13 protein-coding genes and 1 pseudogene are annotated in these 16,433 nt (G+C 62.2%); 6 read left to right on the forward strand and 8 right to left on the reverse strand.

Annotated features, from left to right (window positions below; translation table 11 throughout):
- Window positions 1–195 precede the first annotated feature (195 nt).
- Window positions 196–1,065: an oxaloacetate decarboxylase gene (locus LRS56_11565; GenBank protein WDU65029.1), complete on the forward strand. Its 870-nt coding sequence runs from the start codon at window positions 196–198 to the stop codon at window positions 1,063–1,065.
- 478 nt (window positions 1,066–1,543) lie between these two features.
- Window positions 1,544–2,867 (forward strand): annotated as a pseudogene (locus LRS56_11570) (OprD family porin).
- A 49-nt stretch (window positions 2,868–2,916) separates the two neighbouring features.
- On the opposite strand, the gene LRS56_11575 reads toward LRS56_11570, so the two are convergent.
- Both LRS56_11575 and LRS56_11580 read right to left on the reverse strand, forming a co-directional pair.
- A complete protein-coding gene (locus LRS56_11575; protein WDU65030.1) occupies window positions 2,917–4,272 on the reverse strand; it encodes a PAS domain-containing methyl-accepting chemotaxis protein in 1,356 nt (451 codons plus the stop codon).
- Window positions 4,273–4,396: 124 nt separating this feature from the next.
- The gene (locus LRS56_11580) at window positions 4,397–4,885 is read right to left on the reverse strand and encodes a helix-turn-helix domain-containing protein (protein ID WDU65031.1); all 489 of its coding nucleotides are present in this window, start codon (window positions 4,883–4,885) and stop codon (window positions 4,397–4,399) included.
- 101 nt (window positions 4,886–4,986) lie between these two features.
- Here LRS56_11580 and fabF point away from each other — a divergent pair, with 101 nt between their 5' ends.
- From fabF to LRS56_11595, 3 genes are all read left to right on the forward strand, one after another.
- Window positions 4,987–6,255, forward strand: a complete 1,269-nt coding sequence (fabF, locus tag LRS56_11585) for a beta-ketoacyl-ACP synthase II (GenBank protein WDU65032.1) — start codon at window positions 4,987–4,989, stop codon at window positions 6,253–6,255.
- Between the two features lie 70 nt (window positions 6,256–6,325).
- On the forward strand, window positions 6,326–6,706 hold the full coding sequence (locus LRS56_11590; protein WDU65033.1) for a RidA family protein: 381 nt from the start codon (window positions 6,326–6,328) through the stop codon (window positions 6,704–6,706).
- Window positions 6,707–6,776: 70 nt separating this feature from the next.
- On the forward strand, window positions 6,777–8,756 hold the full coding sequence (locus LRS56_11595; protein ID WDU65034.1) for a U32 family peptidase: 1,980 nt from the start codon (window positions 6,777–6,779) through the stop codon (window positions 8,754–8,756).
- Here the strand turns inward: LRS56_11595 and LRS56_11600 are convergent.
- Window positions 8,734–9,639 carry a DMT family transporter gene (locus LRS56_11600; GenBank protein ID WDU65035.1) on the reverse strand — a complete coding sequence of 302 codons (906 nt, stop codon included), beginning with the start codon at window positions 9,637–9,639 and terminating at the stop codon, window positions 8,734–8,736. The genes LRS56_11595 and LRS56_11600 overlap by 23 nt on opposite strands.
- 109 nt (window positions 9,640–9,748) lie before the next feature.
- On the opposite strand from LRS56_11600, the gene LRS56_11605 reads away from it, so the two are divergent.
- On the forward strand, window positions 9,749–10,192 hold the full coding sequence (locus LRS56_11605) for an Lrp/AsnC family transcriptional regulator (protein ID WDU65036.1): 444 nt from the start codon (window positions 9,749–9,751) through the stop codon (window positions 10,190–10,192).
- A 168-nt stretch (window positions 10,193–10,360) separates the two neighbouring features.
- Here the strand turns inward: LRS56_11605 and xylB are convergent, their stop codons facing one another.
- From xylB to LRS56_11630, 5 genes are read right to left on the reverse strand one after another with little or no spacing between them, the layout of a single operon-like run.
- Window positions 10,361–11,830, reverse strand: coding sequence for a xylulokinase (xylB, locus tag LRS56_11610; GenBank protein ID WDU65037.1), 1,470 nt, complete (start codon window positions 11,828–11,830; stop codon window positions 10,361–10,363).
- A gap of 7 nt (window positions 11,831–11,837) precedes the next feature.
- The gene (locus LRS56_11615) at window positions 11,838–12,839 is read right to left on the reverse strand and encodes a LacI family DNA-binding transcriptional regulator (protein WDU65038.1); all 1,002 of its coding nucleotides are present in this window, start codon (window positions 12,837–12,839) and stop codon (window positions 11,838–11,840) included.
- A 13-nt stretch (window positions 12,840–12,852) separates the two neighbouring features.
- Window positions 12,853–13,785 (reverse strand): ABC transporter substrate-binding protein, encoded by a 933-nt coding sequence (locus tag LRS56_11620; GenBank protein ID WDU65039.1) that lies wholly within the window; start codon window positions 13,783–13,785, stop codon window positions 12,853–12,855.
- Window positions 13,786–13,819: 34 nt separating this feature from the next.
- Window positions 13,820–14,797, reverse strand: a complete 978-nt coding sequence (locus tag LRS56_11625) for a ribose ABC transporter permease (GenBank protein ID WDU65040.1) — start codon at window positions 14,795–14,797, stop codon at window positions 13,820–13,822.
- Window positions 14,790–16,322: a sugar ABC transporter ATP-binding protein gene (locus LRS56_11630; GenBank protein WDU65041.1), complete on the reverse strand. Its 1,533-nt coding sequence runs from the start codon at window positions 16,320–16,322 to the stop codon at window positions 14,790–14,792. The genes LRS56_11625 and LRS56_11630 overlap by 8 nt, the downstream gene beginning before the upstream one ends.
- Window positions 16,323–16,433 lie beyond the last annotated feature (111 nt).

The raw sequence follows: 16,433 nt of genomic DNA on the forward strand, positions 1-16,433 counted from the left end.
AGCACTCTAACATGCACTTTCACAGGTAAATTTGCTCCTCCCAGGAGTGACTGCACAAATAAAGAGCACGCGTATGTGATTCGCGCATACCCCATTCTCAAACGTCATAATCCCCGGCCCGCCTGCATGGTAATCTCGCGCGACCACGAATAGACATTGATCGTCACTTGACGATGACCAGAGCCAGGAAAGAACATGCCGAAAAAATCTCACTCAGCGCTACGCCGCAATTTCCGTGAATTGCTTGCAACACCCGCCTGCGTAGAAACCGCTTCCGTATTTGACCCGATGTCAGCGCGTATCGCCGCCGACCTGGGGTTTGAGGTTGGCATTCTGGGTGGCTCCGTCGCCTCGTTGCAGGTACTGGCCGCGCCCGATTTTGCGTTGATCACGCTGAGTGAGTTTGTTGAACAGGCCACCCGTATCGGCCGTGTCGCCCAACTGCCTTTTATTGCCGACGCCGACCACGGCTACGGCAATGCGCTCAACGTGATGCGCACCGTCGAAGAGCTTGAGCGCGCCGGTGTTGCCGCCCTGACGATTGAAGACACCCTGCTGCCCGCGCAATTCGGGCGCAAATCCACCGACCTGATCTCCATCGGCGAAGGCATCGGCAAAGTCCGGGCAGCGCTGGAAGCGCGGGTTGATCCCGAACTGGCGATCATTGCCCGCACCAACGCCGGCGTGTTGCCGACCGAAGCGGTGATCGAACGCACCCTGGCCTATCAAAAGGCTGGTGCCGACGGGATTTGCATGGTCGGTGTGGCGGATTTCGAGCACCTGGAAAAGATCGCGCAGAACCTGACGGTGCCGCTGATGCTGGTGACCTATGGCAACCCTAAACTCAATGACGCCAAGCGTCTGGCCAGCCTCGGTGTGCGCGTGGTGGTTGCCGGCCACGGTGCTTACTTTGCCGCGATCAAGGCCACCTACGACAGCTTGCGCGCCCAGCGCCAGTTGACTCACAGCACCGATAACCTCAGCGCGACCGAGCTGACGCACACCTACACGTTGCCGGAAAGCTACGTGGCCTGGGCGCAAGAGTTCATGGATGTAAAAGAGTAATCAGCTGAAAAACCGGTTCGCCGGCCGAGGCAGCCCAAGGTTCTCCCGCAAGGTCGAACCTTCATGCTCGCGCCGGAACATCCCCCGCGCTGCCCTCCTCCTCCAGCCATTCAGGCTTGGATCGAGTCATATAGCCATCGTGTTAAGTATGCATACAGCCTTACTTAACTAAGCACGAAAAAATCCGCCGCAGGGTGTGCGGCGGCAACCAAAGGCTTTTGTCCAAGCAGAGCGGCCAAGACAGCGCCAACGCTACACCCTCTGCCGGTTAAAAATAGTGAAGTTTAATTAATCAAGTTTAATCCTGCGCCTGGCTGCGGGCCGCGTGAACTGTGCTTAGAATCAGCTTCGGCAACCACGTCGAACACAATAAAAAACTTAACGCCTGACCTTAAAAACATCTGCCAAAACAACGGTGTGCGCCATCCAATAAGTGCGATGTTTGTGTGCGCGTTAATTATTCCGGGGAACTAATAACATGATCAAACAGTGCAGCCTGTTAGCGCTGGCGGTGTGCGCCAGTCTCAGCCAAATCGCGTTTGCCGACGCCGTGACCGACCAGGCCGATTCGAAAGGTTTTATCGAAGGCAGCAGCGTCACCGGGTTGTTGCGTAACTATTATTTCGACCGCAACCGTGAAGGCGGCCGGGCCGATAACCGGGACTGGACCCAGGGCGCGATGCTCAACTACGCCTCGGGTTTCACTCAGGGCACCCTCGGCTTCGGCGTGGATGCCTACGCCTACGGCGGGTTGAAACTCGACGCCACACACGCGGACGCCGGCACCGGCAACCTGCCGACCGACCGGCATGGCGACCCCGAAGATGCCTACGGTTCTGTCGGTGCGGCGGTGAAGATAAAAATCTCCAAAACCCAGCTCAAATTCGGCGACATGCAGCCCACCGCGCCGGTCTTCGCCACCGGCGGTACCCGCCTGCTACCGCAGACCGCCACCGGTTTCGACCTCACCAGCAGCGAAATCGCCGGCCTGGACCTGGAAGCCGGGCATTTCACCAGCACCAACAGTGGCATGACCAGCAACCATGACCACGATATGTACGCCACCTACGCGAATGTCCCTGCCAACAGTGCGAGCTTCGTCGGCGGCAAGTACACCTTCACGCCGTCACTGAGCGCGACGCTGTACGCCAGTGAACTGGAAGATATCTGGCGCCAGTACTACACCAATCTCAACTACGTGATCCCACTGGGGCACGACCAGTCGCTGGCACTCGACGGCAACCTGTACCGCACCCTCGACACCGGCAGCGCCAAGGCCGGGGCGATCAATAACACGACCTACTCGGTGGCGGCGGCGTACTCGTTCCTGCAGGCCCACACCCTGACGCTGTCGTTCCAGAAGGTGCATGGCGACACGCCCTTTGACTATATCGGCACCGGCAACAATGGCGCCGGTGAAGGCGGCGACTCGGTGTTCCTGGCCAACTCGGTGCAGTGGGGCGACTTCAACGGCCCGGGCGAGCAGTCCTGGGGCATTCGTTACGACCTGAATATGGCCAGCTATGGCGTGCCGGGGCTGAGCTTTATGACCCGCTACATCAACGGCTCGGACATCAACGGCACCCACACGCCGGTCGGCAGCGCCTATGCGGGCGACTACGGGGCCGACGGCGCGCACCACGAAACCGATGTGGAAGCCAAATACGTGGTCCAGAGCGGCCCGGCAAAGAACCCTGTCGCTGCGCGTGCGCGATGCGATTGTTGCGTCGAACGCCGACCAGCGTGATGGTGACTTGAACGAGCTGCGGTTGATCGTCGACTACCCTTTCACCTTGCTGTAAAGCGGCCCCTGTGGCGAGGGAGCTTGCTCCCTCGCCACAGGTTCGGGGGTTACCCGACCCAGCCGACGGCGGTTTTAGGGATGACCTCGGATTCATCTAGCTTCGACGCAAACATGCTGACCGCCTCCACCGCATCACTGGTGCTGGTGCGAATCTGCAAAATCACCGACCCCGCCTGGTCTGCCAGGCTCACGCCGCGTTGCGCGCCTTCCTGGGTGGCGTTCATGCTGGTCACCGCATCACGGGTTTCGGAAAGGATCATGCCGATCATCTCGGCGATTTCCGCCGTGGAGCGGCTGGTACGCCCTGCCAGTTGCCGCACTTCATCGGCCACCACCGCAAAACCTCGGCCCTGATCCCCGGCACGCGCCGCCTCGATGGCCGCATTCAGCGCCAGCAGGTTGGTCTGGTCGGCGATACCGCGGATGGTATTGACGATGGCGGTAATCTGCTCGGAGCGATCGCCCAATTGCCCAACCAACCGCGCCGACGCACCGATGTTGTCGGCGATGCGGCGCATCTCACTGGCGGTCTCCTGGATGACCTGCGTGCCATGCTCGGCAAAGCGCTCGGTCTCGGAGGAAATATGGTAGGCCCGGGACGCGCCACGGGAATCTTCCTCGAACTTCTCGACGCGCTCGGTGATGTCGCTGGCAAACTTGACGATCTTGATCAACGTGCCGTCGCCGTCGTAGACCGGGTTGTAGCTGGCCTCCAACCACACGACCCGGCCGTGTTTGCCCAGGCGCTTGAATTGCCCGGTAAAAAACTCGCCGTTGTTCAGGCGGCGCCAGAAGTCTGCGTATTCATTGCTGTTGACCAGCGCCGGTTCGCAGAACAACTGGTGATGTTTGCCTTTGATTTCCGCCAGCGAATAGCCCATCACATTCAGGAAGTTCGGGTTGGCGTCCAGCACCTGGCCACGCAAGTCGAACTCGATCACCGCCATTGCGCGGTCCAGCGCGGCCAGCTTGCTGCGGGTGGCCGCCTCTTGCTCGACCTTGGCGGTAACGTCCAGCGCGTACTTGACCACTTTCAGCACTTGGCCGCGATCGTCCAGCACCGGGTTGTAACTGGCTTCCAGCCAGATGGTCTTGCCGTTGCCGTCTACCCGTTTGAAGGTGCCCGACACGAACTTGCCAGCCTTTAGCTCGCCCCAGAATTGCGCGTACGCCGGGCTGTTGGTCAGCGCGGGTAAGCAAAAGTCGCGATGGGACTTGCCGGCCAACTGGTCGCTGCGGTAGCCCAGGGTGTTGAGGAAGTTGTCGTTGGCGCGCAGCACCTTGCCGTTCAGGTCGAATTCGACCACGGCCATCGAGCGCTCCAGTGCCGCTATCAGTCCTTTGTATTCGGTGACTTCGGCCGTCCTGGCCGCCAGTTCTGTTTTAAGTGCTGTATTGAACATGACGTACCCTCAGCCGTGCGAAGAACCTTGTTTCATCCTTGGCTATCGGCTGCGAAATACGCGACTTTACGCGGTAAAAATGATTATTTTCTGACGTCAAATAACGGTGAAAAACAGCAGGCTGTCAGCGCTTTGCGTCACCTGAGGCCAGCCGCTCACGCATGCCCTCGCTGGCTGCCGGGCCCGCTTGCAAAACGCAATGTTCCCAAGCCACCACCTGCCCTTCGGCGCTCGCCATCATTGGCTGCAACGGCCGGCCCGTCTCACGCTCAACCACCTCCACGCTGGTGCCCTCCTCGGCGTAATGCCGATTGCCCCAGGCCACCAGCGACATCAGCACCATGCGAAAATCCTCGCCCTTGGCCGTTGGCACGTATTCATGGCGCGGCGGGCGTTCACTGTAGCGGCGACGCTCGAGCATCCCCGCCTCCACCAGCGCATTCAGACGGCGCGTCAACATGTTCGGCGCGATACCCAGGCTGCGGGAAAATTCATCAAAGCGCCGCAAGCCGTGCAACGCGTCGCGCATGATCAGGATGCTCCACCACTCCCCTACCCGGTCGAGGCTACGGGCGATGGGGCATTCGTCGCTGGTGAGGGATGTGCGCTGCATGCGGGTTCCTGTGTGCGTGTACAAAGTTGTGTGAGGGCATGTTACTTTCATGATGATAGTGACGTCCATAGGGTCTTCAACACAACCGGAGTCGATTGATCATGAGTAAACGTATAGTCGTGACGGGCATGGGCGCGCTGACGCCGCTGGGTGCTGACGTGGAAGCCACCTGGCAACGCCTTTTGGCCGGGCAATCGGGGATTCGTCGGCTGCCGGAAGAACTGATCGGCGACCTCGCCATCAGCATCGGCGGCCAGGTGCAGAGCGTGTTGCAGGACCCCGAGGCCGGGTTTGATCCTGATCGCCTGTTGGCGGCCAAGGAACAGCGCAAGATGGACCGTTTTATCCTGTTCGCGCTGGCGGCGGCGGATGAGGCACTGAAGCAAGCCGGCTGGGCCCCGACAACCGCTGAAGCGCAGGAGCGCACCGCCACCATCATCGCCTCGGGCGTGGGCGGCTTTCCGGCGATTGCCGATGCGGTTCGCACCACCGACAGCAAAGGCCCGCGGCGTCTGTCGCCCTTCACCATTCCATCGTTTCTGAGCAACATGGCCGCCGGGCATGTGTCGATCACTTACGGCTTGAAAGGCCCGCTGGGCGCTCCGGTCACCGCCTGTGCGGCAGGCGTGCAGGCCATTGGCGACGCGGCGCGGATGATCCGCGCCGGCGAAGTGGATGTGGCCGTTTGTGGCGGTGCCGAAGCCGCTATTCACCGGGTGAGCCTCGCCGGTTTTGCTGCGGCGCGGGCCTTGTCCAGCGATTTCAACGACACGCCTGAGCGCGCCTCGCGGCCGTTCGACCAGGCACGCGACGGCTTTGTCATGGGCGAAGGCGCCGGCATCCTGGTCATCGAAGAACTCGAACATGCCCTGGCTCGTGGCGCGCAGCCGATTGCCGAGCTGGTGGGCTACGGCACCAGCGCCGATGCCTACCACATGACGGCCGGGCCTGAAGACGGCGATGGTGCGCGTCGGGCGATGACGCAGGCGCTGCGCCAGGCCGGGATCGAGGGGGCTGAGGTGCAGTACCTGAATGCCCACGCCACCTCGACGCCGGTGGGTGATAAAGGCGAATTGGCGGCGATCAAGACGGTATTCGGTGCTACCGGCGGGCTGGCCATCAGCTCGACCAAATCCGCCACCGGCCATTTGCTCGGCGCGGCGGGTGGCATCGAAGCCATCTTCACCGTGCTCGCGCTGCGCGATCAGGTGGCGCCGATGACGCTGAACCTGGAGCACCCGGACGCCCTCGCCGATGGCCTGGACATGGTGCGTGGCGCGGCACGCCCAATGGCGATGGAGTACGCGCTGTCCAATGGCTTCGGCTTTGGTGGCGTCAATGCCAGCGTGTTGTTCCGCCGCTGGGTGTAACCGGCGGTTTGCCCCAGCTCTGATTTTCGGGGACCATGGCGCCTTCTGTTACAGCCAACCAGAGGCGCCCATGGCCAACCACGACCTGTCCTACACCCCCGACCCGGATGCCGACTCGATTTCTTCCGACGTGATCGGCTTCAACGGCATCCTGGTCTCCACCCAGATCCCGACCCGCGCCGACGGCAGCCTGGAACTGGGCGATATCACCGCGCAAAGCGAATGCACCCTGCAAGCGCTGAAAGTCGCCCTGGAAAAAGCCGGCAGCTCCATGGACCGGGTGATGCATCTGACCATTTATCTGACCGATATGGCCGACCGCGCCGCGTTCAACGAGGTCTACAAACGCTTCTTCGCCAAGCCCTGGCCCGTGCGCGCTGCGGTTGGCGTGGCCGCATTGGCGGTAGACGGCATGCGCGTGGAAGTCACCGCGATGGCCGCTCAAGCCTGAGGTGGTGCCGGTCAGGCATTTCACAGCTACAATGCGCGCCTCAACCGTGACAAGCCTGACTAAAAAAACTATGTCCTTGCCCAAGCATCACCTGGAATTGCTCAGCCCTGCCCGCGATGTCGCCATCGCACGCGAGGCCATCTTGCATGGCGCCGACGCCATCTACATCGGCGGCCCAAGCTTCGGCGCCCGCCATAACGCGTGCAATGAGGTGAGCGATATCGCTCAGCTGGTCGAATTCGCCCGCCGTTACCACGCCCGCGTGTTCACCACCATCAATACCATCTTGCATGACAACGAGCTGGAACCAGCGCGCAAGCTGATCCATCAGCTTTACGATGCCGGTGTCGACGCGCTGATCGTGCAAGACCTGGGTGTGATGGAGCTGGATATTCCGCCGATCGAGCTGCACGCCAGCACCCAGACCGATATTCGTACCCTGGGCCGCGCCAAGTTTCTCGACCAGGCCGGGTTCTCGCAGTTGGTATTGGCCCGTGAGCTGAACCTGCAGGAAATCCGCGCCATCGCCGACGAAACCGATGCCGCCATCGAATTCTTTATCCACGGCGCCCTGTGCGTAGCGTTTTCCGGGCAGTGCAATATCTCCCACGCGCAGAACGGCCGCAGCGCCAACCGTGGCGACTGCTCCCAGGCCTGCCGCCTGCCGTACACCTTGAAAGACGACCAGGGCCGCGTCGTGGCCTTTGAAAAGCACCTGCTGTCGATGAAAGACAACAACCAGAGCGCCAACATCCGCGCGCTGGTCGAAGCCGGCGTGCGTTCGTTCAAGATCGAAGGCCGCTACAAGGACATGGGCTATGTGAAAAACATCACCGCCTATTACCGCCAGCGCCTCGACGACGTCCTTGAAGACCGCCCGGACCTGGCTCGCGCTTCCAGCGGCCGCACCGCGCATTTCTTCCTGCCCGACCCGGAAAAAACCTTCCACCGTGGCAGCACCGACTATTTCGTCACCGACCGCAAGATCGACATCGGCGCCTTCGACACCCCGACGTTTACCGGGCTGCCGGTGGGCGTGGTGGAAAAAGCCGGCAAGCGTGACTTGCAGGTGGTCACCCATGAGCCGCTGTCCAATGGCGACGGCCTCAATGTGTTGATCAAGCGTGAAGTCGTGGGGTTCCGCGCCAACATCGCAGAAGCCAAAGGCGAGTTCGAAGAAGATGGCCAGAAGCGCTACCGCTACCGCGTCGAGCCGAATGAAATGCCGGCCGGCCTGCATCAGTTGCGGCCGAACCACCCGCTGAACCGCAACCTGGACCATAACTGGCAACAGGCCTTGCTCAAGACCTCCGCTGAGCGCCGAATCGGCCTGGCATGGGTCGCACGCCTGCGTGAAGACCAACTGCACGTCACGGCCACCAGCGAAGAAGGCATCCGCGCCAGCGTCACCCTGCCCGGCCCGTTTGGCGTGGCCAACAAGCCGGAACAAGCGCTGGACACCCTGCGCGATCTGCTTGGCCAACTCGGCACTACCGAGTATCACGCCACCCAGATCGAGCTGGACGCGCCGCACGCGTTCTTCATCCCCAACTCGCAGCTCAAGGCGTTGCGCCGCGAAGTGATCGAAGCGCTGACCGCCGCACGTATCGCCGCGCACCCGCGTGGTGGGCGCAAGGCCGAGACCACCCCGCCGCCGGTGTACCCGGAAGCGCACCTGTCGTTCCTGGCCAACGTCTACAACCAGAAGGCCCGCGACTTCTACCACCGGCACGGGGTGAAGCTGATCGACGCGGCCTTTGAAACCCACGAAGAAACCGGCGAAGTACCGGTGATGATCACCAAGCACTGCCTGCGCTTCTCGTTCAACCTGTGCCCGAAACAGGCCAAGGGTGTGACGGGCGTGAAGACCAAGGTGGCGCCGATGCAACTGATCCACGGCGACGAAGTGCTGACCTTGAAGTTCGACTGCAAGCCGTGCGAGATGCACGTGGTGGGCAAGATCAAGGGGCATATCCTCGGTCTGCCGCAGCCGGGCAGCGGTGTGGGCCACTTCAATCCGGAAAACATCATCTTTCAGGGCACGCACTAGCACTCGGGGAGCGGGGCCACCACCAGCCCCGCTGCAACCCGGCAGCCGCCAGCAGAATCGCGGCAACCCCCAACCACTGCAGCCAGCCCAGGCGGTGCCCGAAAGCGATCCAGTCCACAAGGATCGCCGCAATCGGGTAGATAAACGACAGCGCGCCGGTAAGCGCAGTCGGCAGTTTCTGGATCGCCCCGTACAGCAGCACATACATCAACCCGGTATGCACCACGCCGAGTGTGACCAGCGCGGCCCAGGCATGGCTCGATTCCGCCAGGCTATGCCACGGCACCAGCGGCGCCAGTAACACCGCACCGGTGGTGACCTGGATCAGGGCCATCAAATGCGGCGGCACCTCCTTCAGGCGCTTGATGATCAGTGCGGCAATCGCATACAGCAACGCCGCGCCCAGGGCCAGCGCAATCCCCGCCAGATAATCCGCGCCACCGGCCTGTTGCTCGCCATGGGCGGTGACAATCGCCAACATCCCCAGGAATGCCACACTCAACCACGCGAGTTTCTGCAGGGTGATTTGCTCCCCGAGAAACACCGCCGCCAGCATCACCAACATAAATGGCTGCACGTTGTACACCGCCGTACTGATGGCGATAGAGGCGCGGGAATATGACTCGAACAACAGCAGCCAATTGCCGACGATGGCCACGCCGCTGAGCATCGCCAAGCCGAGCTTGGCCCAACTGAGCAGCTCGAGGCGCAGGTAGCCCAGCAACGCGCAGACCAGCAACAGCGTCAGCGCGCCGATCACGCAACGCCAGAACACCACTTCGATCACCGACACGCCCGAAACCAGCACAAACCAGCCGATGGTGCCCGAGATCAGCATGGCGGCGACCATTTCCCACGACCCGCGACGGATAGATGTGTCCACGATTGATGCTCCTCAAGTGAGGCTCAATTATGGCAATCTGGCGAACAGCGGCTCCAGCGACAAAAATAGGCAAACATCGACAATCACCTTTTCTTATTAGGCAGACAGCATGATTGACACCATCGACCAGCAACTGATCGCCGCCTTGATGGACGACTCGCGGCTGTCACTCAAGGCCCTGGCGGGCATTACCGGGCTGTCCTCGCCCAGTGTTGGTGAGCGCCTGCGTCGCCTGGAAGAGCGCGGCGTGCTCACCCACTACACCGTCGACATCGACCCCAAACATTTCGGCTACCTGTTGCAAGCCATCGTGCGGATTCGCCCGTTGCCCGGAAAATTGCAGGAGGTGGAACGCCAGATCCAGGCGATTCCCGAGTTCACCGAGTGCGACAAGGTCACCGGCGATGACTGCTTTATCGCCCGCCTGCACGTGCGCACCATGGACCACCTGGACACCCTCCTCGACCGGCTCAACGCCTATGCCGAAACCAACACGGCCATTGTCAAGAAAACCCCGGTCAAACGACGCTTGCCGCCGCTGGCTGATTGCTGAATTGTGGCGAGCCTGCTTGTTGTGGCGAGCGGGCTTGCCCGCGTTGGGCTGCGCAGCAGCCCCCAAAATACCCCCAAAATATTTGCAGTAAATACAGGGCCGCTTCGCGCCCCAACGCGGGCAAGCCCGCTCGCCACAGCAAGCCAGCTCGCCACAACCACAACCGCTTCAGGCATGCAGCGCCGTGGCGGCCGGCAGCAACCCCTGGAACCTGGCATGGCGCGCCATCAGCCCCGGGTGCTGCGCAGGGTCAGGCAGGTACCGCGTCTTGACCGGCATCCCCGCCGCCAACAACTCGCCGCCCTGCCCGATCGCCAGCAACCCCAGCTTCGCCGCGCCGATGCAGGCGCTCAATTCGCTGCCGTGCAAGGTGAAGATTTCCCGCTGCAGGATATTCGCCAGCAACTGCGCCCAGTACGTGCTGCGTGCACCGCCGCCCACCAGGGCACAGGACGTCACGTCGGCACCGGTCGATTGCACGGCACGTAACGCGTCGAGCAAACCAAAACCCACGCCTTCCATCACCGCATAACCAAGCATGGCCGGGGTGCAGTCATGGCCCAGGCTCATAAAACCTGCGCGCAGCAACGGATCGTTATGCGGCGTGCGCTCACCTGCCAAGTACGGCAGAAACAGCGGCGTATCCAACGGCACCGGCTGGCCCATGGGCAATTGCGCCTGTACCTGATCCAACAGCGTCTGTTCATCCACCGTGCCGGTCAGGCGCGTTACCCAACGCAGGCAACTGGCGCCGGCCAACATGGCACCCATGGTGTACCAGCGGTTGGGTAGCGCGTGGCAGAAGCTGTGCACCGCACTGGCAGGGTTACCGGCGGCGTGATCGGTAATCGCGACAATCGCCGCACTGGTGCCCAGGGTGATAAAGCCATCACCGGCGTTGACGGCGCCAATGCCGACGGCCGCCACCGGGTTGTCGCCGCCGCCACCGGCAATCACCACCTCAGATGACAAGCCCAGACGTGCCGCAACGTTCGCAGTCAACACCGCACTCGCCGCGCCACCCTCCACCAGCCGGGGCATCTGCCGTAGCTCAAGGCCGGTGGCGTGCAGCATGGGGCTGAACCATTCACGCTGCGCCACATCCAGCCATAACGTACCGGCAGCATCCGACATTTCGCTGATACGTTCGCCGCTCAAGCACAAACGCAGGTAGTCCTTGGGCGACAGCACGCAGTCAATCGCCTTGAACACCTCGGGTTCGTGGCGTTGCAGCCACAGCAGTTTCGGCGCGGTCAGCCCGGCCATCGGCAGACTGCCGGTGACCTCGGCAAATCCCACCCCCAGGGTTTCTGCCTCGGCGATGGCCCGCGAGTCGTCCCACAGCATCGCCGGGTACAACACGCGGTCGTCATCCCCCAGCACCACCGCGCCGTGCATCTGACCCGACAGGCCAATACACGCCACGCGGGCATAGGCTTCATGGGCACGCAGTTGGTCGAGCGCCTGCAGGCACGCCTGCCACCAATCCTGCGGCGCCTGTTCGGACCAGCCGCTGTGACGCCGTGACACGCTCAAACGCACGCCGGCATGGGCCAGCACGGCGCCGTCGGCGTCCATCAGGATCGCCTTGAGTTCTGAAGTGCCGAGGTCTATGCCGAGAGAAACAGGGTTGTTCATACGCGGGTCATTCCAATCCAGTACAGCCACATGAATTACGCCGTTGCAGGGTCGGGGCCAGGCGCACGCTTTGGGGCGGTGCATCGGGCGAGGCCATGCGTTGCAACAACATATGCACCGCCCGAGCGCCCAGTTGCTTGACGGGCTGGGCAATCAAAGTCAGGCGCGGCACAAAAAAATCCGCCCAGTCAAAATCGTCAAAACCCACCAGCGCCATCTGCTGCGGTACCTCGATATGCGCGTCACGCAGGGCGTGCATGGCGCCGAGGGTCATCAGGTTATTGCCGGCCATGATCGCGGTGGGCGGTTCGCGCAAGGCCAGCAATTGCGCCGTGGCCTCTCGCGCCGGCGCGGTGTCCGAGCCGCCGTTGACCACCAACTGCGGATCAAACCCCAGCCCTGCCGCTTGCAGCGCCGCCCGGTAGCCGGCCACTCGCTCGTCCGTGGTACTGAACCCTTCACGCCCGGCGATAAAGCCGATACGCCTGTGCCCATGGGCTATCAAGTGGGCAATCAGCGCCTGCGTGGGCTGGGCATTGTCCACGCCGACCTGATCAAACTGCTCGCTCATCATTCGGTCCACCAGCACCGCCGGAATCTCGTTGGCCCGCAGATACTCCAGAGCCCTGGAACCGTTCGACGGCGCCAGCAAAATCCCGTCGACACGCCGGTGATGCAGCGCGGTAACCACCCGCAATTCCTGCTCCGGGTCATCGTGGGTGTCGACAAACAGCATCATGTAGCCGTGCTTGGCGCACTCGGTTTCAATCGCGTGCACCGTCTCGCTGAAGTAATGGTTGGACAGCGCCGAAATCGCCACGCCAATCGTGCTGGTACTGGAGCGGGCCAACGAGCGCGCCAGGGTGTTGGGGATGTAACCCAGTTCCTGGATCGCCCGCTGAACCGCCTGCACCGTGGCCGCGCTGACCTTGCGCGTACCGTTCAACACGTGAGACACGGTGGACGACGACACACCTGCCCTGCTTGCCACGTCATCCATCGTCACCACGGCGCGGTTCCCCTCAGTGTTTACTCGACCAGCCGCTGTACGTAGCGACGTTGTCGCGGGTGATCAGTTTTGGCGTGAGCAGGGTCACCGCTTCGGCCGGGGCCTTGTCATTCAGAAGGTCATTACCCACATTCACTGCCGTCTGGGCCATGGCCCATGGGTCCTGGCTGGCCGACGCCTGGATCTGCGTGTCGGTCTTCAACGCGTTCTCGATATCCGGCGCGCCGTCCACCGAGGTAATGATGATGCCACTGCGCTTGAGTTGCTTGGCCGCCAGGTCACTGCCGATGGCTTGCGGGTCGTTGATCGCGAACAGGCCGTCGATTTTCGGGAAGCGCGTGAGGTAACCCTGCATGGCATTCAAGCCGCCTTCGCGGGAGCCTTTGGCATCCTGGTCATCGGACAACACCTTGATCTCAGGCGCCGCAGCCAGCGCGGCCTTGCAACCTTTGACGCGGTCGGTCACGGCGGTGACTTGCGGGCCATTCTGGATAATCACATTGCCCTTGCCCGAGAGCTTGTCCACCAGGTATTGGCAGGCCAGCTTGCCGGCTTCGACGTTGTCGGTCTGCACGGTGGCGTTCACGCCTTTGGCGTCCACATCCACCGCCACCACGACGACCCCGGCGTCCCGCGCTTTCTTGATCGCCGACGCCATGGCCGAAGGGTCCACGGCGTTGATCAGGATCAGGTCGACCTTGGACGAGATAAAGTTGTCGATCTGCGAAAACTGCTTGCTCAGGTCATAGTCGGCCGACACCGACGTGACTTTGACGTTGGGGTTCAACTCCTTGGCCCGCGCCGTGGCGCCATCGGCCAGGGTGACGAAATACGGGTTGCCGAGCGAGCCCATGCTGATGCCCAGGGCCTTGAGTTCTCGGGCTTCGACGGCTTGGGACATCAGGGCAGCCAAGGCAACGACGGGAAACATGCGTTTGAGGTTCATGCGGTGCTCTCTTGTGATTGTTATGGGGGTGAAATCAGGTCCGTGCACCGGACTGGCGATAGCGATCCAGCGCAACCGCGCCGATGATCACGATGCCCTTGATGATGTATTGCCAGATATCCGACACCCCCAGCAGCACCAGGCCATTGGTGAGTACCGCGATAATCAGTGCGCCGATCAGCGTGCCGCCGATGGTGCCGACGCCGCCGGTAAAACTGGTGCCGCCCAGGATCACCGCCGCAATCGCATCCAGCTCGTAGGATTGGCCCAGTTGCAGGCCGTTGGCGGCGAACAGGCGCGAGGCGCTCATCACCGCGCCGAGCCCGGCCAACGCACCGGACATGGCGTAGACGAACAGCAGCACCTTCCACACCTTGATCCCCGACAAACGCGCCGCTTCCGGGTTGCCGCCCACCGAGTAGATCTGCACGCCCATCACCGTACGGCGCAGGATGAACCACGACAGCGCCACCACCGCCACGGCAATCACCACCAGCCAGGGCACGCCGAGAATCGAGTCATTGCCGATAAAGGCAAACGGCAGGTCGGGGTTGAACACGGTTTTGTCATCCGCCAACAAGCGCGCCAGACCGCGCATGGCCGTCAGCGCACCCAGGGTGACGATAAACGGCGGCAGGCGCATGAATGCGATCAGCCCGCCGTTGACCAGGCCCAGCAACAGGCCGAAGCCGACACCGGCGGCAATTCCGAACATGCCGAACTGCGGCGACATCGACGCCTGCAGCGCCACCACCGCCGAGGCCGCGAGGATCGCGCCCACCGACAGGTCGATCCCGGCCGTCAGAATCACAAACGTCATCCCGGCCGCCAGCACCACGTTGACCGAGGCCTGCTGCGTGATGATCGACAGGTTCTGCATCGTCAGGAAGTTTTCGCTGGCCAGGGCAAAGCCCACCAGCAACAAGACCAGCACCGGCAGCATGCCGACCGTGCGCATCAGTTCGCGAACACGTTCCGCTTTGCCTGTTGTTGCAATCATTGAATCAGCCATGGGCAACCACCTGATCGCCACCGGTGGCGAGGTCAATAATACGTTCCTGGGAAATGACGTGGCCGGAAGCCCCGCCGACTTCGGCCACCAACTGGCCTTCACGCATGATCAGCACCCGGTCGCAGGTGCCGATGATTTCCGGCAATTCGCTGGAGATCACCACGATGCCCACTCCGGCCTGGGCCAGTTGATTGATGATGCGGTAGATTTCGGATTTGGAACCGATGTCCACCCCGCGCGTGGGTTCGTCGAGGATCAGCACATGTGGCTTGACCTCCAGCAGGCGCGCCAACAAGACCTTCTGCTGGTTGCCACCGGATAACGAGCCCACGCTGACCTTGCCCGAGGCCACGCGAATCGACAGCGACTTGATCGCGTCATTCGAGCGTTGCGCGCCATGGCTGCGATCCAGCACCCCGCCCGCATGCGCATCCGGCACGCAGGCGCAGACGTTGATGTTGTCGGCCACGCTCATGTCCAGGAACAGCCCCTGGGCCTTGCGGTCCTCGGTGAGGTACACCACGCCTGCGCGAATCGCATCCGCCGGGTTGCGCAGTTGGGTGACGGTCTTGCCCACCACTTCCAGGGTTCCGGAAGTGCGCGGGTCGGCGGCAAAGATCAGTCGCGCAAGTTCCGTGCGCCCTGCCCCCACCAGCCCGGCAATGCCCAGCACTTCACCGGCATGCAGTTCGAAACTGCAATGGCGCACGCGCTTGCCGTCGGCCATGTCACGTACACGCATCACCACGTTGCCGGGGTTATACGCCGCGTGTTCCTTCTTGTAGAAACCGGACAGGTCGCGGCCCACCATCATTTTCACCAGCACTTCGGCTGACAGTGCGTCGCGGGTCAGCTCGCCGATGTACTGGCCGTCGCGCAGCACCGACACCCGGTCCGACAGCTCGTAGATCTCGGCCATGCGGTGGCTGATATAGATAATCGCCAGGCCCTGGCTGCGCAGCTGTTTGATCAGCGCAAACAGGCGGTCGGTCTCGCGGGACGACAATGGCGTGGTGGGTTCGTCCATCACCAGGATCCTGGCGTGGCCATGCAGCGCCCGGGCGATTTCCACCAACTGGCGCTCGGCAATCGACAGGCTGCTGACGGGCGTGGCCGCTGTGAACTCGGCGCCCAGGCGCTGCAACACCTCGCTGCAGCCGGCCTGCATGCCCTTGCGGTCGATCGTCCAGCCTCGGCGCAGTTCGCGGCCCAGGTAGATGTTCTCGGCCACGCTCAGGTTCGGGCACAGGCTCAGTTCCTGATAGATCACGGCGATGCCGAGGGCTTTGGCGGTGGCAGGCGTGAAGCTGGTGACGGGCTGGCCGGCAATGCGGATTTCGCCACCGGGGTCGGCCTGGTAGGCGCCGGAGAGGATTTTCATCAAGGTGGATTTGCCGGCGCCGTTCTCCCCCATCAAGGCGTGGATTTCGCCGGGGTAGACCTTCAGGCCAACTGATTTGAGCACGCGCAGACCGTTGAAGGTCTTGCTGATGCCCTGCATCTCAAGCAAGGGTTCAAGGCTCATGAATGAGCTCCTGCGTTTATTATTTTTGTAGTCGAGTGCCGCTGACTCTAGTCAGATACATTTGCTTACGCAAGCGCTTGCGTTGGCCATTTATCGTTTGGTGAAACGTTT

The sequence above is a fragment of the Pseudomonas poae genome, from assembly GCA_028869255.1.
GTDB classification, from domain to species: Bacteria; Pseudomonadota; Gammaproteobacteria; order Pseudomonadales; family Pseudomonadaceae; genus Aquipseudomonas; species Aquipseudomonas poae_C.